The sequence below is a fragment of the Piscicoccus intestinalis NBRC 104926 genome (assembly GCF_001515525.1).
Lineage (GTDB): Bacteria > Actinomycetota > Actinomycetes > Actinomycetales > Dermatophilaceae > Kineosphaera > Kineosphaera intestinalis.
The window spans coordinates 1-23,210 of record NZ_BCNQ01000056.1 but is presented as its reverse complement, the minus strand read 5'-3'; the positions used below and the strand labels follow the sequence as shown (position 1 = coordinate 23,210).

The window sequence follows — 23,210 nt, the reverse complement described above, 5'->3', positions numbered from 1 at the left end:
GGACTCTACGTCTGAAAAGGGCTTTGATTCAGCACGCGTCGAGCCAACTGGAAACCGCCGCATACCTCCCCCTCCGTCAGCTTCGCTTGTCCTCGCACCTCCCGTGCGAACGCCCAGCGATCATGGTCCAACTCTACGAGACAGGGGGGACAGAACCCGCGTCATCACGGTGCCTCCGGCGACTACAGCGCCGTCGCCGGACCCAGCAGCACGACGGCGCGAGTTCCGCCAACAGCGAGCTGTCCCCGGCGCCCTCTAGGTTGGTGACCATGAAGACACTGACCGTTGCGCTCAAGAACTGCCATGGCATCCGCGAGCTCGACGCGGCGTTCAGCTTCGAGAAGGGCAACGCCGTCGCGGTCTACGCGCCCAACGGCACGATGAAGACCTCGTTCGCCCGGACCTTCAAGGACCTCGCTGGCGGTCAGGAGACGGCCGACCACATGTTCCCGACCCGGGAGACCCAGCGTGCAGTCACCGACGAGAACGGCGACGACCTCGATCCCAACGATGTGGTGGTCGTTCTGTCCTACGACGAGGAACTTGGGCCGACCGAGTCCACCTCAACCCTCCTCGTGAACCCCGAGCTGCGGAAGGAGTACGAGGGGCTCCAGGTCGACCTCCTCGACGCGCGCGACGAACTCGTCGCAGCACTCAAGACGCAGTCCGGTACGAAACAGGACGTGGCCAGCAGCCTCTCGCGGGTGTTCACTCAACAGAACGACCGGTTCTTCGAGGCGCTGGTGCGCATTAGCTACGAAGTCGAGCAACTGGAGGACACCCGGTTCGCCGATCTTCCCTACGACGTCCTCTTCAACGACAAGGTCGATGCTGTCTTGCGAACGCCCGGAGTTCAATCGGAACTGGCCAAGTACGTCACCCGCCTGAACGAACTCCTGGACGAGTCCACCTTCTTCGACCGCAGCACGTTCACTTTCTACAATGCGACGAACGTGACAAAGAGCCTGGGTGACAACGGATTCTTCGCCGCGAAGCACTCGTTGCTCCTGCACGGGGAGGACGAGCCGCGCACGGTGACGAGCGACGCGGACCTGAAGACGCTCATTGCGGAAGAGAAGAAGCGCATTACCGACGATGACGCGCTGCGCAAGAAGCTCGACGCGGTCGAGAGGGCTCTGCAGAAGAACGTGGACGCGCGTCGATTCTTCGACTTCATTGCGGGCCGAGAAGAGCTCTTGCCAGAGCTCGCCAACGTCGATTCCTTCCAGCAGAGTGTCTGGAAGTCATACCTGAAGGCGCACGAGGATGTCTTCCAGCGGGTTGTGACGTGCTTCAAGGATACGGAAGCACGACGCAAGGAGATTGAGCAGCAAGCGGCGCAGGAGAGCACCCAGTGGGAGAAGGTCATCCAGATCTTCAATGACCGGTTCTTCGTGCCATTCCGGCTCAGCGCCGAGAACAAGCACCGCGTCATGCTCGGTCAGGAGACGATGCTCAAGCTGGTCTTCGAGTTCGAGGAGGGCGGGGAATCCATCGGCGTCGAGCGGGATGACCTGCTCGCGGTGCTCAGCAACGGGGAGAAGAAGGCCCTCTACATCCTCAACGTGCTCTTCGAGATGGAGGCGCGTAAGGCCGCGGGACGCGAGACACTGTTCGTCATCGATGACCTCGCTGACTCGTTCGACTACAAGAACAAGTACGCCATCATCCAGTACCTCAAGGAGATGGCGGACCATACGGACTTCAAGCTCGTGCTCCTCACGCACAACTTCGACTTCTTCCGCACCCTCGTCAGCCGCGGCGTCGTCGGCTATAACCGCTGCTTCATGGCCCAGAAGGGCGAAACCAAAATCCTGCTCAACCAGGCCGAGCACGTCAACAATCCGTTCATCCGCGGGTTCAAGAAGAACTTCTTCGCAGATGGCATGCAGCGCGTTGCTTCGATCCCGTTCGTGCGGAACATCCTTGAATACACCAAAGGGACCGATGACGGGGACTACATCGTACTCACGTCGCTCCTCCACTGGAAAAACGACTCTGCCTCGATCACGAACGCGGAATTGGACCGCATCTTCACCGAAACGTTCCATGGACAAGGGGGAAAGGCATGGGAGTCGCCCGGAGACTCTGTGATCGACCTCTTGATCCAGCAGGCCGATCAAGCCCTCGTGGCCGACGAGGGCGTCAACTTCGAGAACAAGATCGTACTTTCGATCGCCACACGAATCCTCGCGGAGAAGTACATGGTGGCCGAACTCAACGATCCCGGATTCACCGATGCGATCACGGCCAACCAGGCCCAAGCTTTGTTCCAGGCCTTCCGAAACCGCGGGCTCGGAACCCCGCAGGCTCGGGAGACGCTCGATGGCGTCGTGCTCATGACACCGGAGAACATCCACGTGAACTCGTTCATGTACGAACCCATCATCGACATGTCCGACGTGGCGCTACGAGAGCTCTACTCGCAGGTCAAGAGCCTCTGACGCTCGCGGCAAACGGCGGACAAGCGTCAGTAGCCAGCCTTCAGATGTGAGAACGGCGACGACCGGCAGCACGGATCGTGCCACCGCTCGCAGACACCGCCGAGCGCACCGCCTCGTTGCTGATCCTGAGTCGCTCGGCGACTTGAGCGAGCGTCATCCCGCCCGCATAGAGTTGGACGGCGTCCTGTCGGATCGCGTCCGGCAACTCCGGGCGACGCGCTGCCAAGCCCGCTTGCCGAGCTATCTCGCGCACGGTGCCGCGGTGCACGTTGAATCGCGTCGCCAGCTCCCGTACGGGCACACCATCGGTGTACCCGGCGATCAGCTCGGCTCGATTGGAGACGCTCAAACGGGTTTGAGGCTGCCGAGAATTCTCGCGCACGGGACCGCGCTCATCGGTCATCCGAGCACCCCGAGCGCGCGGCCGACGAGCCCGAGAACCCCGTAGAACGCGGGAAATCAGCGATCCGAGCGGCTTCCGGGGGTTTGAGAAGCTGCTACGGAGGTCCACCCAAAGTGTCTTACGGGAACACGCGACATGCGTACGCGTGTCGTGTTCCTGTAAGGGTTCTTCGCCTCCGTCGCCTTGTTCGTGTGCTTCGCGGATGATGGTGGCGAACAGCTCTGCCAAGCGTGGGCGGAGTTGTTCGTCGTCGGTGATGTCGAGTCGCGTGTAGAACGCCTGATTCGCCAAGCGGCGGTCGGCGTCGCGGATCGGGCGTAAGCATGGCGGGCGTCGGTGAGCAGCCGCAGCGAGTCGTGGAGGAACGCCTGCCCTCGGGTGTGGTGCTCCTCGTGTTCCGCGAGCCTGCGGTTCACGTCCGCCAGGCCCGTCCGGTGGCGATCCTGATGCCGCTTCAACGTGGGCAGGTCGATGGCGTCGGCGAAGTGCGCCGAGGGCAGCTTGTCGCTCTCGGATTCGAGCTAGCCGCGGTTGGCCATGAGGTCGGCTATCTCGTGGTCGCGCCCTGCCCCATGCGCGCGTCGAATGCGGCATCGACTAGGGCGGCGAGGTCGCGGTAGGGCGTCGCTGATCGTGATGCCGAGTGGGCGACACGCCAAGCGGAGCGGCACGCGGAAGCCGACCCGCGCGTGCTCGCCGCCGCCCGTGGCCTCCCCGCCGCACAGACCGAGCAGACGGCTCTCAAAGACCGGCACGACCGCGAACGCCTCACGCTACTCGCGCAAGAGCTGGGAGCCGAACGAGTGCGCCGCGACCCGATGCGAGCGAGTTCATCCGCCCCGAGCGTGAACCCGCGATGCCCGTTCGCAAGCCGCCGCCCGCAACGAAGCCGAAGAACTTCGCGCGCTCACCCCGCGGAAGCCGCCGTGCAGATCGAGGCGAAGCGGGCAGCGGTAGGAACAGACTCGATGGCTTGCCGATGAACGAGCACGGCGACTGCGCGACACGCATGATCGCATGTCACCCACATCGAGCCGAACCGAGACGGCTCAACCCTGGGCGGCACGTGATGTGTTGCCCAGGGTCAGATATTCGCTGAGGTGTACGCGGCTTGCGTCATTCCATACATGTACATATCTCGACGCTCGTGACCGACGAGTTGCCAGGAACGAAGCAGACCTTCCCGCTCAAATCCCACTCGCTCGGCAGCTCGCCAGGACCCCGCATTCCAGGGTTCGATGTAGAGCTGAAGACGCGGTGGTTGCAGAGTCTCAAACGCCCAGGCCGTTGCTGCGGAGAGCGCAGCCGTGGCATGCCCTCTTCCTCTGGCACCGGGTCGAGTCCAGTAGCCGAGAGTCACTCGGCCCTCATCGAAGTCGCGGAGCCAGACTCCGATGAAGCCGACGCATTCCGAGTTGGCTTCAACAGCGAATGAGTAGCCAGCGCCGGTGATGGCGCGCTCGTACTGTCGCTCGATAAAGGCTTGGGCCGACTCCTGCGTAGCATTCTTCGGAACCGTCGTGATGTTGGGGATGTGCGGGTCCGAAGATGCATCGATGACGGCGTCAACATCGTCCGAGCGCCAAGGGCGCAGGGTGACGTGCTCCGTGCAAATGGTGGGCACTTCGAGCGGATCGTTCTGCGGCGAGTCGGCCAGGTCTTGCGCGTAGTTCTTGACGGCTCCCTGGTACAGCGGGAGCGTGCGGGCGAGTGTGACGAGCGCGACGCGGAGTGCTTCGTCGGGGTGCCCGGCGTCTCGGAGCGCGAGGGCGAGGAAAGCTTGGGAAGCGTCGCCGGTGACCTGGTCGTTGGGGTGCGCGCGTAGGAGGTCGATCGCGGCTCGGGGATCACCGATGTTCCGCAGCGAACTGGCGAGCTGGATGATCGCTTGGGGTCTGCGGTCTCCGGTCAGACCGTGGTCGAGAGCCGTCTGGTAGAGCGGAATCGCTTCGGTTTCCATGCCGAGATAGTCATGGACGGATGCCCATTCGTAGAGCGCATCAGGGTCATCGGCCGGGCGCTGCGCGACCAGCTCTCGCATCGCGCCCACGGTCTCGTCAGGGCGCGCATCATCGGCCGTTGTCCAAAACAGCGCGATCTGCTCATCCCAGCTAGGCATGGTCTCATTCTCCCGTCCGCGATGGATGCTCAACTCCCACGCCGTCGGTTGTGGGCGTCACCTGTCTTCGCCCACATCTCGACCCGGTGAACCCGAATCGGCGCGCCAGCGCGGTCACACTCGCGCCCTGCGCGCGGGCTGTTCGCATAGCGTCCACGTCGGTGTCCGCGAGCCGCCGCGCGAAGCGCTCTTGTTCGGAGCCCAGGAGGCCGTGGCGTGTCTTGAAGGTGCGCACGTTGGGCCGGGACATGTCAGTGCCTGATGCGATGGTGGAGGCGTGCCGGAGCGGACGGAGGAGACCATGCTCGGAGCAATCAAAGCCATCCCGGAGACGATCAAAAACTGGCGAGACAACCGGGACCTGCTATATCAGCTCGTCACGGGAATCTCTGCAGCGCTCGTGGTGATCGCACTGGCCAGCGGGAAGCGGCCGTCAGACTCCCTCGCGACGGTCGCTCACTGGCTTGGAGTCACCCCCGTCGCGAACTGGTTCAGCACCAACGCACCACCGATGCTGGCAGAGAGCAGCCCAACAGTGCAGTCGATCGCGTTGTCGGCTGTCCAGTTGCTCGTGGCTGGCATGGTGATCGTTCCGCTCTGGCGTAGCCGTCACGACGATAATCAGATGTTCGGCTACAAGCCGTTTCGCCTCCTTGGCTCACCGGCGGCGTCCACGACCTGGGTCCTGTTGCTCGTCGCAGCGCAGCAGGGTGACATCACCTCGACACTCCAGCGCTGGGAACAGGCGGCGGTGTCGGTGGCGGCATGGACGATCGGCGGATTGCTCGCCGCGGCTGTGCTGTACCTGATCACGAGCCGGTACGGACTCGACGAGCTGGTCAAGCTGGTGTGCTGGCCGGTGGCAGTCGTGGCCTATCGCGTCGGGCTCGGAGTGTGCGCGACGGTCTTCGCGATCGTCCTCGCGGCCGTCTCACTGCCACTGTCGGTTATCAGTTGGATGAGTGGGCTGGAGTCCGACCACAGTCGCAAAGCCCGATACCAGATCGAACGGGAACGTGCCGAACGGACGCCACAGCCCACCGGCGCGGCACTCGTCCCAATCCGCACCACGTAGGGACTCATACCCTCCGGCACAGCGGCAATGCGGCGGATCAGCTCCCGCAGTGCCGTGACGACGTGCTCGGGAATCTGGATGCGGCCGTAGTAGTCCTCAATGGCGGCTTCGATGTCGGCGCTACGTCCGCCCAGAAGATTCGTGACGAGCGCCCCTGCATCCTGCGGCGTCAAGGCGTCTCCGTGTGCTCGCTCGGTTGAACCGAGTCGGACGGCTTCGGGCGGGCGTTCGCAGCCATGCGCCCGTGCGGATCGAGACGAGTGAGCATCGCCGCTGCGATAGCCGCCAGCTGGTCGACCTGGCGGGGGGGTCGAGCACGTCGAAGACGAACCGGCGGCGGTCAGGTAGGCAGCGGCCGGCCAGTCGTTCGGTCGCGGGCCGGCAGGGTCTCCACGACGAGGTCGTAGGAGTCCTGGACGAGGGCCTGCACGAGGTCGAGGGTGATGTCGGCCCCCGGCCTCGCCGTGATCCAGTGCCGCTTGTTCAGGTAGCGGCCCGGTTGCACGCTGGCGTGCTCGGCAACCAGTGCCTCGACGTCCGCGGGCTCCGCCTTGACGTGATGAACGGCTGGTCCGGGTCCTCGGTCACGATGAGGAAGACCCGTCCGGCGACCTTGAAGACCTGCAGCGTGTCGGTGAACGGGTAGCCCTCCGTCACACCGGGTAGCGCCCGGGCGGTCTCGCGGGCTCGGTCTTGCAGGGGGAACGTCTGGTGGTCCACCCGTCGAGTCTCCCGCAGGTGCTCCGCGGGCCCGGCTCAGCCGGTGAGCGCGGTCGCGAGTCGGTCGGCGGCCCCGTCGTCGGCGTACGGCAGGAACAGCGACGGTTCGACCAGCTCGATCTCCAGCACCTGCGAGGTGCCGTCGTCCGCGCGCATGAGGTCGACGCGGCCGTAGGGCAGGGGCCCGAATCGCTGAGTGACGACGTCCATCGCCGCGCGGGCGACCCCGATCTGTTCGGCCGTCGCGGTGTGCGCCGCGTTGGTCTCGGCCGCGAACAGCTCGCCGATCTCACCCGCCTCGGGCACCGTGACCCGCTTGCTCGCCGCGTGGCTGAACTTTCCGCTCAGGAAGACCAGCGGCAACTCCCCGTCACTGGCCACCGAGGCGACGAAGGGCTGGACGAGCACCGTCTGGCCGGCCTCGTGGAGACGGTGGACGTGCACCGCGGCGGCGTCGTGCTGGGTGGGGCCGTACGACGAGGCGCCGCGGCTCCCGGCTCCGACGGCCGGCTTGACGATGAACTTGCCGGGCGGGAAGACGGGTGCCCTGCCGGGGGAGACGAAATCGGTTGGGGTGATGGGCACCCCGGCGTCGTCGAGCGCGCGCAGGTACTGCTTGTCCAGGCTCCACAGCACCGCCGGCAACGGGTTGATGAGGTCGGTGGTCGCGTCCACCCGGGTCAGCCACTCCACGAACTGCGGCAGCCGCTCGGCGTAGTCCCACGCCGAGCGCAGCGCCACCCGGTCGTAGGTCGACCACTCGACGTCCGGGTCGTCCCAATCCACCACGTCAACCGTGACTCCCCGGCGGGCCAGCGCCGCCAGCGCCAGGTCCTCGTCCTCGTCAAGGCCGCGGGCCTCGCGGCAGGTGACCCACGCCAGCGTCGAGATCGTCACCCGGTCAACGCCTTTCGGGGCTCATCGCGGTCAGGGTCGGTCCAGTCCGGCGACGAAGGCGCCGAGGCGCTCGATGCCCTCGGTCAGCTCCGCGCGGGACGGGGCGTACGAGAGCCGCACGTGGGTGTCGGCCGTACCGGCTCCGAAGTCGCGGCCGGGGGTCAGCGCGACGTGCGCCTCCTGGAGCGCGCGGCGGCAGAACTCCCACGAGTCCAGGCCGGTGCCGGTCACGTCGAAGTACACGTAGAACGCCCCGTCGGGCGGCACCGGCACCGGCAGCCCGATGCGCGTGAGTCCGTCGAGCACGATCTCGCGGCGGGCGAGGAGTTCGAGGCGGCGGTCGTCGCATTCAGCGATGACCTCGGGGGCGAAGCACGCGAGCGCGGCCTCCTGGGCGGGCGCCGACGCGCAGATGTAGTAGTTCATCTCCATGCGCTCCACGGCCTGCGCGAGCCCCGGGGGCAGCACGCACCAACCGAGCCGCCAGCCGGTCATACCGAAGTACTTCGAAAAGCTGTTGATGACGACCGCGTGCGGATCGGCGCCCAGGATCGTGCGGGCCGGGGTGCCGTCCGGAGCCGGGTCGGCGAGGTTGAGGTAGATCTCGTCGACGATGCGCCACGCCCCGCGGTCGCGGGCCAGTTCGCTGACGGCTACGAGCTCCGCGAACGGGATCGACGTGCCGGTCGGGTTCGACGGGGTCGCGATCATGACCGCGGACGTGCGTGTGCTCCAAGCCTTTTCGACGCCGGCGACGTCGAGTTGGTAGCGGGTCTGCGCGGTCGTCGGCACGGCGGCGACGCGCCCGCCGAAGGCCGCGACCATCTGGCGGTTGCACGGGTAGGAGGGGTCGGCCATGACCACCTCGTCGCCGGGGTCGGTCGTCGCGGCGAGCACGAGCATGAGCGCCGCGGAGGCGCCCGCGGTGATCGCGATGCGCGCCGGGTCGAGCTGCACGCCGTGCCGGTCGGCGTAGAACCCGGCGATCGCCTCGCGCAGGTCGGGGCGGCCCATCGCCACCGTGTACGGGTGCGGCCGGCCGTCCATCGCCTCCCGCATCGCCGCCCGGACCGCCTCCGGGGCACCGAAACTCGGCTCCCCGATGCTCAGCTTGACGACGTCGTGGCCCTGCGCCTCCAGCGCCGCGGCCTGCGCCCCGAACGACATCGCGTAGAACGGCTCCACCGCTTTGGCGCGCTGGGAGAGCTTCACTCTGACTCCTGTCGGTCGGTCCTGCCTCGCCAGGCTAACCGGGGGCGCGGGGGCCCATTCGGGCGGTCACCAACTGTGAGTACATCCATCGCCACTGTCAACTACGAGTTGACAGTGGCGATGGATGCCATATATGGTCGTCAAGTGGACATACTGCCGTCGGCGCTGAAGCACGGCATTGATGAGCAGGACATCCAGCACGCGTGGAATAGTGCGATCCGTTACGTCGAGTATGAATACGACGGTGAAGACAGGCTCCTGGTTATCGGGCCAGATCGCCACGGCTTCATGCTTGAACTCGTACTGGTTCCGGTCGCATCTCCCAGCCGAGTCATTCACGCGGATCGGCTTCGGGCGAAGTTCTTCGACTATCTGAGGTGAGGTGATCGAGATGACAAAGACAAGAGCGGAAAGCGTCGTCACCGGGCTGGATCAACTCGACCCAGCGACCCACCCGGCACGTGATGCGGCATCACTGCGCAGGGTCATCGCCGCACGCGCTGGAGTTGAGGCCGCAGAGCGCGAACTGCGCGAGGCGGTTCGGGCGGCCCGCTCTGCCGGCGACTCTTGGACTGTCATCGGCGCCGCCCTCGATGTGACTCGCCAGGCGGCACAGAAGCGTTTCGGAGACTGATCCGTTCGCGCCCAGGCTGCGCGTTCGTTCGCAGTGGGCCCGAGATCGAGCGCGCTCCGACGACCGCGAAAACTGCGTGTCGTGGTGAGGACTGCGGCACGGATTGCAGTCCTGATCACGACACGCAGTTTCGAGGGACGTCAGGGGAGGAAGGCGGGGAAGACGAGGGTGGTGGTCAGGGCGCCGAGGGCGGCGCCGGCGAGGATCTGGGGGAGGCTGTGCCGGCCCGCCCGCACGCGGGCCCAGCCGACGGCGGCGACGACGGGCACGGTGCCGAGGAGGCTGACCGGTCCGAACACGAACGCCGTCACCGTCGCGCAGGTCGCGGCGACGGCGGCGTGCACGCTCGCCTTCCACCAGCGAGTGACCACCGCCATGACGCACAGCCCGACGAGGATCGTCACGACGAGCGCGACGAGGCGGTCCGGGGCGCCGAGCAGGATCAGCGCCGCGAGGGTCAGCACCACGCACACGGCGGCGACGAGCATTGGCGTGTGCCGCTGTTCGCGCATGACCAGCTGACGGTCGCGCACCCGGCCGGTGCGCACGAGCAGGCGCAGCACCGCCTCCGGGCCGAGGGCGCAGCCGGCGATCGCGGCCAGGGCCCAGGCGGCGCCGATCCAAGGCGTCGGGGGCGAGACCGCGCCGACCGCCAGCAGCAGCACGCCGACGAGCAGCAGCGGGTCGAAGACCGTGCTCACCGCATCGGCCAGCGCGTTGCGCGTGCGGGCCGCGAGGCGGATGAGATCGGGGTGCTCGGTCATCCGCGGCGATTCGAGTCGGTGCTTGGCGCGGTACCGGGGCCCTGCGGGGTGGTGGCCGCCCTGGAACCGGTGTTCGGCGCGGTCGCGGCGCCCGCCCGGATCTCGTGGCCCGTCGCGGCGCCGGGGTCGGGTGCACGAGCGTCGGTCGCGGATCCGGCCCCCACCGCGGGGGTGACGAGCGTGAGGTCGACGACCAGGGTCGTGCGCACCCGCGGCCGGGCGCCGAGCCGCTCGCGCTCGGAGGCGCGGTCGACGTGCCAGGCGGCGGGGCCCATGAGCAGCAGGTCCGCGGCGAGGGCGCCGTCGACGTCGAGCGGCGCTTCGACCGGCAGGCGAGACAGCGTGCGCCACCCCGTGAGCTGGGCGGCCAGGCGCGACTCCTTGTCCGGGTCGATGCGCACCGACGGGTCATCCGCTCCCAGCCCGGCCAGGTGCCCCGGCCGCGGCGTGACGATCGCGAGCACCCCGCCCGGCGCGAGCACGCGGGCCAGCTCGGCCGGGTTGCGCGGGGCGAACACGCACAGGGCCGCGCCGGCCACCCCGTCTCCCAGGGGGAGACGGGCCCACGCGTCGGCGACGACGCTCGCCAGCCGCGGGTGCGCCCGGGCGGCCCGGCGCGCCGCGTAGCGCGAAAGGTCGAGGCTCACGGCGACATCGAGCGCGAGGTCAGGAGCCTGCAGGCAGGCGGCCGCGTAGTGGCCGGTGCCGCCGCCGAGGTCGACGAGGGTGCGCGCAGCGCCGGGCAGCGCCCGGGCGAGCTCGCGGGTCAGCGCCTCGGTGACGGGGTCGAACAGCCCGGCCGACTGGACCCGTTCGCGGGAGGCGACCATGTCGGCGTCGTCCGCGTGCAGCCCCTTGGTGCCCTTGCCGGTCAGCAGGCTGAGGTACCCCTGCCGGGCGACGTCGAAGCTGTGCCCGCGCTCGCAGCGCACGGGCGCCTCGGGCTCCCGGCGCAGGGGCGCGGTGCACTGCGGGCAGGCCAGCAGGGGCAGCGCCGCATCGAGCGCGGTGGCCGGGCCGGCGGGCCCGCGGGTGGGCGGCACGTGCCCACTGTAGGCATCGCTGGCAGGCTGGTACCAGCCGCCGTCGCGCCCGACGGGGCCGGCGTGACGAAGGAGAGCGACCATGGCCGAACTGGGCCTGACCGTGCGGGAACTGGCGATCTATCCGGTCAAGGACGAGCCGGGCCGGCGGCTCGAGCGCACCGAGATCGAGGAGGCGGGCCTGGCGGGCGACCGGCGCAAGAAGCGCCCCGTGCACGTCGTCGCCGGCGACGAGACCCCCGAGACGACCCGCGCAAACATCTTCCTGGCCGCCGACCCGGAGGCGCTGACCGCGCTCGTCGGCAGCCGCGCGCGCGTCGGCTCCGCCGTGTTGTACATCAGCGAGAAGCCGACGAACTGCCCCGGCGTCTACGCCGTCGTCGCCAAGCCCGGCGCGGTGGCGGTCGGCGACCGCCTCCACCCGGCCCCGCCCGCAGACTGAACCCCCCCGTCACCACCCGGCCGAAGGCTGCCCTTTCGGTCGAGGGCTCGTGCTGTAACCCTGGCCCTCGACCGAAAGGGCAGCCTTCGGCCGAGTGTGGAAGCCGGCCTTCGGTCGGGGGGCTCGTACCTGAAGGCTCGTACCTGAACACGAGCCCTCGACCGAAAGGGCGGCCTTCGGCGATTTGGGGGGCGGCGGATACCATCGTCGGTGGGCCGAATGCACGGCCCCCATCTGTGTCGGGAGCCGGTTCGCCTGCGGTGGGACCACCCGAGGCCACCCAGGCCGTCCCCCGGGCATCCCGAGGCCACCCGGCACAGAGCACCCGACCGATTGGAGTTCACCGTGTCTGCCCAGATCACCGTCGCCGTCGCCGGAGAACAGCGATCGGTCGCGGCGGGCACGACGGCCGCCGACCTGTTCGCGGACGACAAGCGGGTCGTCGTGGCGCGGGTCGACGGCGAGCTCGTCGACCTGGCCCGCGAACTCGCCGACGGGCAGAGCGTCGAGGCCGTCGACATCGACTCCCCGGACGGCCTGGCGGTGCTGCGCCACTCCTGCGCCCACGTCGCGGCCCAGGCCGTGCAGCAGCTCAACCCCGACGCCAAGCTCGGTATCGGCCCGCCGATCACCGACGGTTGGTACTACGACTTCGAGCTCGCCGAGCCGTTCACGCCCGAGAGCTTCAAGGCCCTCGAGAAGGCCATGCTCAAGATCGTCAACGAGGGCCAGACCTTCCGCCGCCGCGTCGTCTCCGAGGGCGAGGCGCTCGAGGAGCTCGCCGGTGAGCCGTTCAAGTGCGAGCTCATCGGCCTCAAGGGCGGGCTCAGTCACGACGACAAGGAGGCCGGCGCGGGCGTCGAGGTCGGAGCCGGTGAGCTGACGATCTACGACAACGTGCGCCGAGACGGGTCGGTGGCGTGGGGCGACCTGTGCCGCGGCCCGCACATCCCGACCACGAAGCTGCTCGGCAACGCGTTCAAGCTCATGCGCAGCTCGGCGGCCTACTGGCGCGGCGACCAGAAGAACCCGCAGCTGCAGCGGCTGTACGGCACCGCGTGGCCGAGCAAGGACGAGCTGCGCGCCTACCTCGATCGGCTCGCCGAGGCCGAGAAGCGCGACCACCGCAAGCTCGGCACCGAACTCGACCTGTACTCCTTCCCCGACGAGCTCGGCTCCGGCCTGCCCGTCTTCCACCCCAAGGGCGGGGTCATCAAGCGGGAGATGGAGGACTACGTGCGGCGCCGGCACATCGAGGAGGGCTTCGACTACGTCGGCACCCCGCACATCTCCAAGGACGGGCTGTTCCACACCTCCGGGCACCTGCCGTACTACGCCGACACGATGTTCCCGCCGCTGCACGTCGACGAGGAACGCAACGCCGCCGGTGAGATCACCCGCGCCGGGCAGGAGTACCGCCTCAAGGCGATGAACTGCCCGATGCACAACCTCATCTACCGCAGCCGCGGCCGCTCCTACCGCGAGCTGCCGATGCGGCTGTTCGAGTTCGGCTCGGTGTACCGCTACGAGAAGTCCGGCGTCATCCACGGCCTGACCCGGCTGCGCGGGTTCACGCAGGACGACAGCCACTCCTACGTCATGCCCGAGCAGGCCGGCGACGAGATCAAGCACCTGCTGAACTTCGTGCTCAGCCTGCTGCGCGACTTCGGCCTCGACGACTTCTACCTCGAGCTGAGCACCCGCGACCCCGACTCCGACAAGTTCATCGGCTCGCAGGAGGACTGGGACGAGGCCACCCGCATCCTCGAAGAGGCGTGCACCTCGACCGGTCTGGAGCTCGTGCCCGACCCCGGCGGCGCGGCGTACTACGGCCCGAAGGTCAGCGTGCAGGCCCGCGACGCGATCGGCCGGTCCTGGCAGATGAGCACGATCCAGTACGACTTCAACCAGCCAGAGCGCTTCGAGCTGGAGTTCCAGGCTCCCGACGGTTCCCGGCAGCGTCCGGTGATGATCCACTCGGCGAAGTTCGGCTCGATCGAGCGGTTCATGGGCGTGCTCGTCGAGCACTACGCGGGCGCGTTCCCGGTGTGGCTGGCTCCGGTGCAGGTCACGTGCATCCCGGTGGCCGACGAGTACCGCGAGTACCTCGAGGACGTCGCCGCGAGCCTGCGGGCCGCAGGGGTGCGCGTCGAGGTCGACGGCTCCGACGACCGCTTCCCCAAGAAGATCCGCACGGCGAGCAAGTCGAAGGTGCCGTACGTGCTCATCGCGGGCGAGGACGACCGCTCCGCGGGCGCGGTGAGCTTCCGCTACCGCGACGGCAGCCAGCGCAACGGCGTGCCGATCGAGGAGGCGCTCGAGGAGATCACCGCGGCGATCCGCACCAAGGCGCAGGTGACCACCGCGCCCGGCGAGTGACGCACGTGGGCGCCGGGCGCGGGGGCGCGGCGTGATCCTCGTCGTCTGCCTCGCGCTCGCCTCGACGCTGTGCGCCGCCGGCTCGACGGTGCTCAAGCACGTCAGCGCCAACCGACCGGTGCACACGGTGTTCGGCGGCCGGCTGCCGCACGTGCTCGAGCAGATGCTCGGGCATCCGCTGTTCCTCCTGGCGATGGTCGTGGACGCCGGCGCGGTCGGCTTCCAGGTGCTCGCGCTGCGCTACGGCACCCTCTCGACCGTGCAGCCGATCCTCACCCTCGCGCTCGTCGTCAGCCTCGTGCTCAACCACGCGGTCGCCCGCACCCGCATGACGCGCGCCGAACTCGGCTGGGCCGCAACGCTCGTCGTCGGACTCGTGCTCTTTCTCGTCGCGTCCGGCGCGACCCACCCCGACGGCGGCCTGGAGGCGGGCCGGCGCGGTATCGGGATCGCGCTCGCCGGGGCCGCGCTCGCCGCGATGGTGGTGGGGGTCGTGGCCACCCGCCGCGCCCGGGTCACGGTGCGCGCCCGCACGCTGGCCGCCGGGGTCGCCGCGATCTACGCCTCGACCGCCGCGCTCATCACCTCGTGCACCCGCATCTACGGCCGCGAGGGCGTGGGCGAACTGTTCGTCTCGTGGCAGCTGTGGGTGCTGCTCGTCGTCGCCGCGGCGGGGCTAGTGCTCAACCAGCACGTGTTCGCGATGGCGCCGCTGCACGTCGTGCTGCCGGTCATCGCCTCCCTCGACCCGCTGTTCAGCATCGTCGTGGGCCGCACGGTCTTCGACGAGCGGCTGCACGCGACGCCCGCCGAGGTCGTGCTGGAGGTCGTGGGGCTGACGTTGCTGCTGCTCGGCGTGATCCGCCTGAGCCGCTCCAAACCGGTGCTGCCGGAGGCGGTCACCGGCCCGCGGACCCCCGCGTGAGCCGTCACGTCGTGACGAGCGGCTCCGCGAGCAGCACCGGGATCTCCCGGTCGGTCTTGGTCTGGTACTCGGCGTAGGGCGGGAAGGCGGCCACGCAGCGCTCCCACCACTGCGCCCGCTCCTGCCCCGAGAGCTCGCGCACGACATAGCCCTTCGTCGTCGTGCCGTCCTGCAGGTCGACCCGGGGGTTGGCGAGCATCGAGTGGTACCAGGCGGGGTGCTTGGGGTCGCCGCCCTTGGAGGCGACCGCGGCGTAGTTCGTGCCGTCGGTGACCCGCATGAGCGGCACCCGCCGCAGCAGCCCGGACCGCTTGCCCTGCACCGTGTAGACGACGACGCGCATGCCCTGCACGTCGGCGGCCTCCGTGGTGCCGGCGGCGTCGATGGCGGCGAGCTGGTCGGCCACCCAGCCGGTCACCGGCTCGGCGAATTCTCCCGTCAGCGGGGCGGTCTCTGGGTTCGTCACGTGCGTCAGCCAACACGTCGCGCGCCGCGCTGTCCAGTCGGCCCGCGCCCTCGTCCTAGGATCGGGTCATGACTGGGGAGCCCGGGGAGAACCCCGCACGGGCCGGCGGGCCGAGCCACAGCCGGGAGGGCGCTGACGGGCGAGACGGGGGTGACGGCCTCCGGCTCGAGAGCGTCGGCGACTTCGCCGGGGTCGACGACGGTTTCGAACGGCTGTGGACCCCGCACCGCATGGCGTACGTGCGCGGCGAGCGACCCGACCCGAACCCCGGAGGCGGCTGCCCGTTCTGCGCGGCGCCCGGCAAGCCCGACGCCGAGGGGCTCATCGTGCACCGCGGGCAGCTGTGCTTCGTCGTCATGAACCTCTTCCCGTACAACCCCGGGCACCTGCTCATCTGCCCGTACCGGCACGTGCCGCTCTACCTCGACCTCACCGACGCGGAGACGCAGGAGTTCACCGCGCTGACGAAGGCCGCGCTCATCGCGCTGCGGGAGGGCAGCAACCCGATGGGCTTCAACATCGGCATGAACCAGGGCGCCGTCGCCGGAGCCGGGGTGGCCGCCCACCTGCACCAGCACGTCGTGCCCCGCTGGGGCGGCGACGCGAACTTCCTGCCGATCATCGGGCAGACCAAGGCGCTGCCCGTGCTGCTGGAGGACGCCCGGCTCCAGCTCGTCGAGAACTGGCCGAGCTGAACCGAACCGGGCGCGCAGGAGGCCGGTCTCCGGCTCCGGTTCAGCCCCGGCTCCGGCGCGGGCCCGCGAACCGCCTCAGCCCGCGGGCCGGTTGATGGTCCAGATGGCGTTGGCGAACGCGGCGGGGATCTGGGCGGGGTCGGTGACGTAGTAGGCGCGTCCGCCGACCTGGCCGGTGACGCGGGTCATCACGGCCTGGTCCTCCTTCGTGCCCATGCCGACGACGATGACGCGCACGGGCCGCTGCGGGTCGGCGGCCGCCTTGAGGCGCGCGATGAGCTGGTCGGTGCTCAGGCCGCCGGTGGAGTCGTCGTTGCGCCCGTCGGTGAGCACGACGACGAGGTTGTCGCGGTCCGGCTCGTAGCTGCGCTGCATCGTCGAGAACGCCGCGAAGATCGTGTCGTTCAGGCCCGTGTCGCCGCTGATGAAGGTGGGCATCCGGGCGGCGTCGCGCACGAGGGTGGCCGCGTGCGACGACGAGGTGGCGACCTCGCCGATGGGCCGCACCGGGGTGACGAGCCGGTAGTCGAGCCGGCCCCGCTGCGCCGTGGAGAACACCCACAGGCCCGCGTCGGAGGTCGGCTGCATGAGCTTGACGGCCTCCTGCACCGCGGTGACCGCGAGGTCGATGCGGCGGGTCTCGCCGGCCTTGGCGAGCATCGAGCCGGAGACGTCGACGGCCATGAGCAGCCGCAGGTCGCGGTTGACGTAGGTCCAGTCGCGCACGATCTGGGTGAACTCCGAGGCGTCGACCTGCACCGACGTCGGTTCCGCCGGCACGTCGCCGACCTCCACGCCGCGCTGGCCGCCGACCCGGAAACCGGCCTCCTTCAACGCCGCCGCCCCGGCCTCGTCGCGCAGGGCGGCGTCGAGGCGGTCCAGCGCGCCGGCCGCGGGCTCGTCGAGCGTGCCGAACCGCGTCAGCGCGTACTCCAGCGAGGGGGTGCCCTCGGCGGGCACCATCGCCCGCATCGCGACGGCCTTGCCCTGCGCGGTCAGCGCCGCGAGCTGCTGCTCGGAGGCGGGAAACGCCTTGACCCGGGTGCCGTTCTGCGCGAGCAGCTCGTCCTGGGAAGGGGATTCGCGGATGATCCGGAAGAACGCATCCCCCATCGCGGCGCCGGCCACCGGGTTGTTGCGCAGCTGCTGCCAGACCGCCACGAATGCCAGCCCGGAGGCGGTGTTCGCCGACGGCGAGGCGCTGGCCAGCGGCATGACCGACAGGGCCGTCATCCACGGGCGCACCCCGGTGTTCATCGGCCCCGCGATCCCGGCCGGCACGGCGAGCACGACCGGGCTCGTCGCGAACACCTCGCCGGTGCTGGAGGCGACCTTCTTGGCCTTCAGCGCAGGGGCCATCTGCGCCAGCCACGCGGGGGAGTCCGACACCCACGCCTGCGCCGCGCCGTCGGAGCCGACGGTGTTGGCGACCGTCGTCGCGGTGCCCTCGGTGACGGCCAGCAGCCGGCAGCCGCCGTCTCCGGTCACCGTCGCGGCCCGCTCCTGCACGACCGGCAGGATGTCGCCCGGAGCCGCGACCGTCGCGGCGAGGCACTCCGGGGCCGCGGCGGGCGTGGTCGCCGAGGCGCTGCTCGGGCTCGCGTCGGTGGTGTTCTCCCCGTCTCCGAGAGCCCACACGGCGCCGTAACTGGCGACGGCGACGAGGAGGACGACGCCCGACGCGGCGGCGATGCGCCGCCGGCGGCGAACGATGTCCGGCGGAGCGGTGTGGCGTCCCATGCGCACAGAGTAGGTCGAGCGTCCAATGCGGGGAAGTTATGTGGTACGCCACGGGATTCCGGCGATTTCACAGGCCCCGCCGGTCCGCGACCACACGTGGGAACGCGCCCGCATCGGCGGGGTGCCGATGCGGGCGCGCTATGTGTCGACGGGCGCCGATCGACCCGGCACACGGCGGTCGGTTCAGGCCTTGACGAGGTGCTCCTCGGCGAGGCGGTGCGGCATCTGCTCGTAGCCGGCGAACGTGCGGGTGAACGAGCCGGAGCCGTGCGACAGCGAGCGCAGGTCGATGGCGTAGCGCGACAGCTCCAGCTGCGGCACCTCGCCGCGCACCACCGAGAAGCCCTCCTGGTCGGCGGGCTCGCTGCCCTGGATGCGGCCGCGGCGGCCCTGCATGTCGGTCATCACCGCGCCGACGTAGTCGTCGGAGACCCGCACCTCGAGCAGGTCGACCGGCTCCAGCAAGGTGACCCCACCGGCTCCGGCGGCCTCCTTGAGCGCGAGGGCGCCCGCGGTCTGGAAGGCCGCGTCGGAGGAGTCGACCGAGTGGGCCTTGCCGTCGAAGAGCGTGACGCGCACGTCGACCATCGGGTAGTCGGTCAGCGTGCCCTTGTCGAGCTGGGCGCGCACGCCCTTCTCGACGCTGGGGATGAACTGGCGCGGCACCGCGCCGCCCACGACCTTGTCGACGAACTCGAAGCCGGCGCCGCGCTCCAGCGGCTCCACGGTGATGTCGCACACGGCGTACTGCCCGTGCCCGCCGCTCTGCTTGACGTGCCGGCCCTTGCCGGTGCCGGAGCCGGTGAACGTCTCGCGCAACGGGATCCGCAGCTCCTGCTCCTCGACCGAGACGTTGAACGCGTCCTTGAGCCGGGTCATGACGAGTTCGAGGTGGGTCGGACCCATCGTCCACAGCACGACCTGGGAGGTCTCGGCGTTGTGCTCGACCCGCAGGCTCGGGTCGGCGCCCGCGAGCCGCTGCAGCGCGCCCGGCAGCTTGTCCTCGTCGGCCCGGGTCGCCGCCTTGATCGCCGCGGGCAGCAGCGCCTGCGGCATCGTCCACGGCTCGACGACCAGCGGGTTGTCCTTGTCGCTGATGGTGTCCGAGGTCTGCGCGGCCGGCAGCTTGGAGACGACGGCCAGGTCGCCGGCGATCGCCGACTCCTTCGGGCGCAGCTCGCTGCCCAGCGGGGACGACAGCGGCCCGACTCGCACGTCGTCGTCGTGGTCGTCGTGGCCCTCGACGGCGTGCCCGAGGAAGCTGCCCAGGTGCCCGGAGACGTGCACGGTGGTGTCGGCGGTCAGCGTGCCGGAGAACACCCGCACCAGCGCGACGTGCCCGACATAGGGGTCGTTCGTCGTGCGCACCACCTCGGCGACCAGCGGTCCCGCAGGATCGCTGCTCAGCTGCGGCCCCGCCGCACCGGAGACGGTGTAGGCGACCGGCATCGGGCGCATCCGCGGCGGCGGGAAGGCCGCCTCGATGAGGTGCAGCACGACGTCCATGCCGGCGCCGGTGTCGACGGAGGCGGGGATCACCGGGTGGAACGAGCCGCGCGCGACCGCCTCCAGCAGCGCCGCCTCGACGATCTCGAAACCGACCTCCTCACCGCCGAGGTAGCGATCGAGGAGGCTGTCGTCCTCGGCCTCCTGGATAATGCCCTCGAGCAGCGGGGCGTGGTAGGTGTCGAAGAACGCGATGTGCTCCTCGCCGGTGGGGCGCACGACGCGCTCGCCGCCGGTGTAGTCGTGCACCTCGCCGAGCACGAGGTCGACGATCTGCGCCAGGCGCCCGTCGGTGACGACCGGCACACCGAGCGGCATGACGCCCTCGCCGAAGACCTCCTGCGCCTGGGCGACGGTGGCGTCGTAGTCGGCCCGCGGGGTGTCGAGCTTGGTGACGACGACCGCGCGCGGCAGGTTGACGCCCGCGCACTCGTGCCACAACGACTGCGTCGCGGCGTCGATGCCGTCGGCGGCCGAGATGACGAACAGCGCGGCGTCGGCAGCTCGCAGACCCGCCCGCAGCTCACCGACGAAGTCGGGGTACCCCGGCGCGTCGATGAGGTTGACGACGACGTCGCCGGTGGCCACCGCCGCCATCTCGAGCTGCGTGGAGCGCTCGTCGGGGCGGTTCGGGGCCCGGTATCCGGGGCTGGTGATCGTCAGCAGGTGGTCGAACAGCCGGGTCTTCCCGGAGCCGCTCGGGCCGACGAGCACGACGTTCCGGATGGCGTCCGCGTCGTTGGGGACAGGGGTCTGCGAGGTCGATTGTCTGGCCATGCCTCACCCTGCCTCCCCGGCGGGCGCCCCGACAAGGAGTGCGGCCGAAAAACAGGCCGATGGTCCTTGCCCGCGGCACGCCGCTGGCGTGCGAATTCGTCGTGCGCACGGGCGTGCGCGCAGCGCCCGAGCCGACGTCGGGGCTCCGGGACGCGCCCGCGCGGGCCACGGTGAGCGATCGGTGTGCCCGCGGGTCAGTAGGCTGAGGCACACCATGCTGAACAAATTCGCCCGGGCGTTCGTCACCCGACTCATCACGCCGCTGGCCAAATTCCTCCTGCGGATCGGCCTGACCCCCGACACGGTGACGATCATCGGAACCGTCGGTGTCTGCTTCTGCGCCCTGTTCTTCTTCTCGCGCGGAGACTGGGTGACCGGGACGCTGTTCATCACCGTCTTCGTGTTCTCCGACCTGCTCGACGGCACGATGGCCCGGGTCTCGGGGCGCTCCAGCAACTGGGGCGCGTTCCTCGATTCCACCCTCGACCGCTTCGGCGACGCCAGCGTATTCGGCGGCCTCGTGCTCTACTTCACCCGCCAGCCCGACGGCGCGGCCACGGCCTGGGGCGCGCTCGCGTGCCTCGTGTTCGGCTTCGTCACCAGCTACGCGCGGGCCCGGGCCGAGGGGCTGGGCTTCGTCGGCGCCAACGTCGGCATCGCCGAGCGCGCCGACCGGCTCGTCGTCGTGCTGGTGACGACCTTCCTCGTCGGGCTGTTCGATCTGCCGCACGTCGTGTTCACCGTCGTGCTGTGGCTGCTCGCGGTCGCCAGCGCCGTGACCGTCGGGCAGCGCATGCTCGCCGTGCGCCGCGAGATGGCCGCCTGAGCTGGTGAGCCGCGTCGCCGTGGCCCCGACCCGGTGGGCCGCCCTGCGGCGCCGCGCCGCCGACCGGCTCACCGTCGCGGTCTTCCGCGCCGGCTGGCGGCTGCTGTGCCGGGTGCCCGAGCCGCTGGCCTACCGCGGCTTCGACCTCGTCGCCGACCTCACCGTGCGCCGCGGCGGGGCCGACGTGGCCCGGATGCGGGCCAACTACGCGCGGGTGCGCCCCGACGCCGACTCGGCCGCCCTCGACGCGCTCGTGCGGGCCGGCGTGCGCTCGTACATGCGGTACTGGTGCGAGGCGTTCCGGCTGCCCGCCCGCACCCCCGACCAGGTGGTCGCCGGGGTACGCGCCGTCGGGGCGGAGCCGGTGCGGGCCGTGCTCGACACCGGCCGGCCCGTCGTGTGCTTCCTCGGGCACATGGGCAACTGGGACAGCGCGGGCGCCTGGGCCTGCCGCGAGCTCGCGCCCGTGCTGACCGTCGCCGAACGCCTCGAACCCGAGGAGCTGTTCACCGAGTTCGTCGGTTTCCGCGAACGCCTCGGCATGACGATCCTGCCGCTGACCGGCGAGGGCGACGTCTTCGGCCGCCTCGTGCGCCGCACCGCCCGCGGCGGCTGCGTCGTGCCGCTGCTCGCCGACCGCGACCTCACCCAGCACGGCGTCGAGGTCGACTTCGCCGGCCGCCGCGCCCGGATGGCACCCGGGCCCGCCGCGCTCGCCCTCGCCGTCGGGGCCCCGCTCGTGCCCGTCTCCATGCACTACGAGCCGTGGCCGGGCGGGCCCGGCGGGCACCGGCTCGTCGTGACCTTTCACGAGGCGGTGCCGGTGCCGCCTCCCGGGCCGGCGATCCGCTCCCGGGAACGGATCGCCGCCATGACCCAGGCGTGCGCCGACACCCTCGGCGCCGCCATCGCCGAGCACACCGCCGACTGGCACATGATGCAGCGGGTCTTCGTCGAGGACCTGTCGCCGGTGCCGCCGGTGTCGCCGGCGCAGCCCGCGGGGGCGCCCGCGCGTTCCGGCTCGCGGGGGGCGTGAGCGGTGCGCGTCGGGATCGTCTGCCCGTACTCCTTCGACGTCGCCGGCGGCGTGCAATTCCACGTGCGTGACCTGGCCGAGAGCCTGCTGGAGCGCGGGCACTCGGTGAGCGTGCTGGCTCCGGCCGACGAGGACACGCCGCTGCCGGGGTACGTCGTCGGCTGCGGGCGGGCGCTGCCGATCCCGTACAACGGCTCGGTGGCGCGGCTGACGTTCGGGCCGCTCACCGCGAGCCGGGTCGGCCGCTGGGTCGAGGACGGCCGGTTCGACGTCGTGCACATCCACGAGCCGCTCGTGCCGAGCCTGTCGGTGCTGGCGCTGTGGGCGGCGACCGGGCCGATCGTCGCGACCTTCCACGCGAGCCTCGTGCGGTCGCGCGCGATGCAGGCCGCCTACCCGCTCGTGCGCTCGAGCCTGGAGAAGATCAACGCACGCATCGCCGTCTCGGAGGCGGCCCGGCAGACCCTGACGACGCATGTCGGCGGCGACGCGGTCGTCATCCCCAACGGGGTGTTCGTCGACCGGTTCGCCGCCGCGAGCCCGCGACCGGACTGGTCGGGGGCCCCGGGGCGGCCGACCCTGGCGTTCCTCGGGCGCATCGACGAGCCGCGCAAGGGCCTGCCGGTGCTGCTGGAGGCGATGCCTTCGGTGCTCGACGCGCACCCGGGTACGCGGCTGCTCGTCGCCGGACACGGTGACCTCGCCGCGGCCCGGGAGAGGATCGCCCGCCTCGACCCGCGGGTGGCCGACGCCTGCGAGCTGCTCGGGCCGATCGAGGAGGCCGACAAGCGGGCGCTGCTCGCGTCGGTCGACGCGTACGTCGCGCCGCACACCGGCGGCGAGAGTTTCGGGATCGTGCTCGTCGAGGCGATGGCCGCCGGCGCGCCGGTGGTCGCCTCCGATCTGGCTCCGTTCGCGCGGGTGCTCGCCGGCGGCGACGCGGGGGAGTTGTTCGCCACCGGTGACGCCGCGGCCCTCGCGGGGGCCGTGTCGCGGGTGCTCGACGACGACGCGCTGCGCACCCGGTTGCGCCGGATCGGCCGCTCGACCGCCGCCCGCTACGACTGGTCGGTCGTCACGCGCGACGTGCTCGCCGTCTACGAGACG

General features: G+C 70.2%; 22 protein-coding genes. 11 read left to right on the top strand and 11 right to left on the bottom strand.

The window, feature by feature from the left end:
- Positions 1-269 precede the first annotated feature (269 nt).
- On the top strand, positions 270-2,444 hold the full coding sequence (locus PINTE_RS10580; protein WP_068429926.1) for an AAA family ATPase: 2,175 nt from the start codon (positions 270-272) through the stop codon (positions 2,442-2,444).
- A 40-nt stretch (positions 2,445-2,484) separates the two neighbouring features.
- Here PINTE_RS10580 and PINTE_RS21920 read toward each other — a convergent pair whose 3' ends face one another.
- On the bottom strand, positions 2,485-2,847 hold the full coding sequence (locus tag PINTE_RS21920; protein WP_245642901.1) for a helix-turn-helix domain-containing protein: 363 nt from the start codon (positions 2,845-2,847) through the stop codon (positions 2,485-2,487).
- Positions 2,848-3,931: 1,084 nt separating this feature from the next.
- Positions 3,932-4,966: a tetratricopeptide repeat protein gene (locus PINTE_RS24330; protein WP_084343463.1), complete on the bottom strand. Its 1,035-nt coding sequence runs from the start codon at positions 4,964-4,966 to the stop codon at positions 3,932-3,934.
- A gap of 301 nt (positions 4,967-5,267) precedes the next feature.
- Between PINTE_RS24330 and PINTE_RS10560 the strand changes: the two genes are divergently transcribed.
- Positions 5,268-6,041: a hypothetical protein gene (locus tag PINTE_RS10560; protein WP_157087173.1), complete on the top strand. Its 774-nt coding sequence runs from the start codon at positions 5,268-5,270 to the stop codon at positions 6,039-6,041.
- Positions 6,042-6,381: 340 nt separating this feature from the next.
- Here the strand turns inward: PINTE_RS10560 and PINTE_RS24325 are convergent, their stop codons facing one another.
- Genes PINTE_RS24325 through PINTE_RS10545 form a run of 4 tightly spaced genes read right to left on the bottom strand, consistent with a single transcriptional unit; the run spans position 6,382 to position 8,870 of the window.
- Positions 6,382-6,546 (bottom strand): MmcQ/YjbR family DNA-binding protein, encoded by a 165-nt coding sequence (locus tag PINTE_RS24325; RefSeq protein WP_245642900.1) that lies wholly within the window; start codon positions 6,544-6,546, stop codon positions 6,382-6,384.
- Positions 6,525-6,761 carry an MmcQ/YjbR family DNA-binding protein gene (locus PINTE_RS24320; RefSeq protein ID WP_245642899.1) on the bottom strand — a complete coding sequence of 79 codons (237 nt, stop codon included), beginning with the start codon at positions 6,759-6,761 and terminating at the stop codon, positions 6,525-6,527. The genes PINTE_RS24325 and PINTE_RS24320 overlap by 22 nt, the downstream gene beginning before the upstream one ends.
- A gap of 36 nt (positions 6,762-6,797) precedes the next feature.
- Positions 6,798-7,658, bottom strand: a complete 861-nt coding sequence (locus PINTE_RS10550; RefSeq protein WP_068429918.1) for an ATP-grasp domain-containing protein — start codon at positions 7,656-7,658, stop codon at positions 6,798-6,800.
- A gap of 30 nt (positions 7,659-7,688) precedes the next feature.
- On the bottom strand, positions 7,689-8,870 hold the full coding sequence (locus PINTE_RS10545) for an aminotransferase class I/II-fold pyridoxal phosphate-dependent enzyme (RefSeq protein ID WP_068429917.1): 1,182 nt from the start codon (positions 8,868-8,870) through the stop codon (positions 7,689-7,691).
- 75 nt (positions 8,871-8,945) lie between these two features.
- Between PINTE_RS10545 and PINTE_RS10540 the strand changes: the two genes are divergently transcribed.
- Positions 8,946-9,251 (top strand): hypothetical protein, encoded by a 306-nt coding sequence (locus PINTE_RS10540; RefSeq protein ID WP_245642898.1) that lies wholly within the window; start codon positions 8,946-8,948, stop codon positions 9,249-9,251.
- Between the two features lie 10 nt (positions 9,252-9,261).
- Positions 9,262-9,504: a hypothetical protein gene (locus PINTE_RS23215; RefSeq protein ID WP_084343465.1), complete on the top strand. Its 243-nt coding sequence runs from the start codon at positions 9,262-9,264 to the stop codon at positions 9,502-9,504.
- A gap of 140 nt (positions 9,505-9,644) precedes the next feature.
- Here PINTE_RS23215 and PINTE_RS10535 read toward each other — a convergent pair whose 3' ends face one another.
- Both PINTE_RS10535 and PINTE_RS10530 read right to left on the bottom strand, forming a co-directional pair.
- Positions 9,645-10,268: a phosphatase PAP2 family protein gene (locus tag PINTE_RS10535; protein ID WP_068429913.1), complete on the bottom strand. Its 624-nt coding sequence runs from the start codon at positions 10,266-10,268 to the stop codon at positions 9,645-9,647.
- On the bottom strand, positions 10,265-11,311 hold the full coding sequence (locus PINTE_RS10530) for a putative RNA methyltransferase (RefSeq protein ID WP_068429906.1): 1,047 nt from the start codon (positions 11,309-11,311) through the stop codon (positions 10,265-10,267). Before PINTE_RS10530 ends, PINTE_RS10535 begins: the two co-directional genes overlap by 4 nt.
- Positions 11,312-11,393: 82 nt before the next feature.
- On the opposite strand from PINTE_RS10530, the gene PINTE_RS10525 reads away from it, so the two are divergent.
- The 3 genes from PINTE_RS10525 to PINTE_RS10515 all read left to right on the top strand — a co-directional run bounded on the left by PINTE_RS10525 (position 11,394) and on the right by PINTE_RS10515 (position 15,057).
- Positions 11,394-11,753 (top strand): hypothetical protein, encoded by a 360-nt coding sequence (locus tag PINTE_RS10525; protein WP_068429903.1) that lies wholly within the window; start codon positions 11,394-11,396, stop codon positions 11,751-11,753.
- Positions 11,754-12,098: 345 nt separating this feature from the next.
- On the top strand, positions 12,099-14,132 hold the full coding sequence (gene thrS / locus PINTE_RS10520) for a threonine--tRNA ligase (RefSeq protein WP_068429945.1): 2,034 nt from the start codon (positions 12,099-12,101) through the stop codon (positions 14,130-14,132).
- A 31-nt stretch (positions 14,133-14,163) separates the two neighbouring features.
- Positions 14,164-15,057, top strand: a complete 894-nt coding sequence (locus PINTE_RS10515; RefSeq protein ID WP_068429895.1) for a DMT family transporter — start codon at positions 14,164-14,166, stop codon at positions 15,055-15,057.
- A gap of 4 nt (positions 15,058-15,061) precedes the next feature.
- Here the strand turns inward: PINTE_RS10515 and PINTE_RS10510 are convergent, their stop codons facing one another.
- Positions 15,062-15,523, bottom strand: coding sequence for a nitroreductase family deazaflavin-dependent oxidoreductase (locus tag PINTE_RS10510; protein ID WP_068429892.1), 462 nt, complete (start codon positions 15,521-15,523; stop codon positions 15,062-15,064).
- A 68-nt stretch (positions 15,524-15,591) separates the two neighbouring features.
- Between PINTE_RS10510 and PINTE_RS10505 the strand changes: the two genes are divergently transcribed.
- Positions 15,592-16,218: an HIT family protein gene (locus PINTE_RS10505; protein ID WP_084343461.1), complete on the top strand. Its 627-nt coding sequence runs from the start codon at positions 15,592-15,594 to the stop codon at positions 16,216-16,218.
- Between the two features lie 75 nt (positions 16,219-16,293).
- Here PINTE_RS10505 and PINTE_RS10500 read toward each other — a convergent pair whose 3' ends face one another.
- Both PINTE_RS10500 and PINTE_RS10495 read right to left on the bottom strand, forming a co-directional pair.
- A complete protein-coding gene (locus PINTE_RS10500; RefSeq protein ID WP_068429871.1) occupies positions 16,294-17,958 on the bottom strand; it encodes a VWA domain-containing protein in 1,665 nt (554 codons plus the stop codon).
- Between the two features lie 183 nt (positions 17,959-18,141).
- Positions 18,142-20,241 carry an elongation factor G-like protein EF-G2 gene (locus PINTE_RS10495; RefSeq protein ID WP_068429869.1) on the bottom strand — a complete coding sequence of 700 codons (2,100 nt, stop codon included), beginning with the start codon at positions 20,239-20,241 and terminating at the stop codon, positions 18,142-18,144.
- A 214-nt stretch (positions 20,242-20,455) separates the two neighbouring features.
- On the opposite strand from PINTE_RS10495, the gene pgsA reads away from it, so the two are divergent.
- The 3 genes from pgsA to PINTE_RS10480 form a co-directional block, all read left to right on the top strand.
- A complete protein-coding gene (gene pgsA, locus PINTE_RS10490) occupies positions 20,456-21,067 on the top strand; it encodes a phosphatidylinositol phosphate synthase (protein WP_068429867.1) in 612 nt (203 codons plus the stop codon).
- A gap of 4 nt (positions 21,068-21,071) precedes the next feature.
- A complete protein-coding gene (locus tag PINTE_RS10485) occupies positions 21,072-22,103 on the top strand; it encodes a phosphatidylinositol mannoside acyltransferase (RefSeq protein ID WP_245642897.1) in 1,032 nt (343 codons plus the stop codon).
- Positions 22,104-22,106: 3 nt separating this feature from the next.
- On the top strand, positions 22,107-23,210 hold a 1,104-nt coding region (locus tag PINTE_RS10480), incomplete at its 3' end, for a glycosyltransferase family 4 protein (protein ID WP_068429865.1).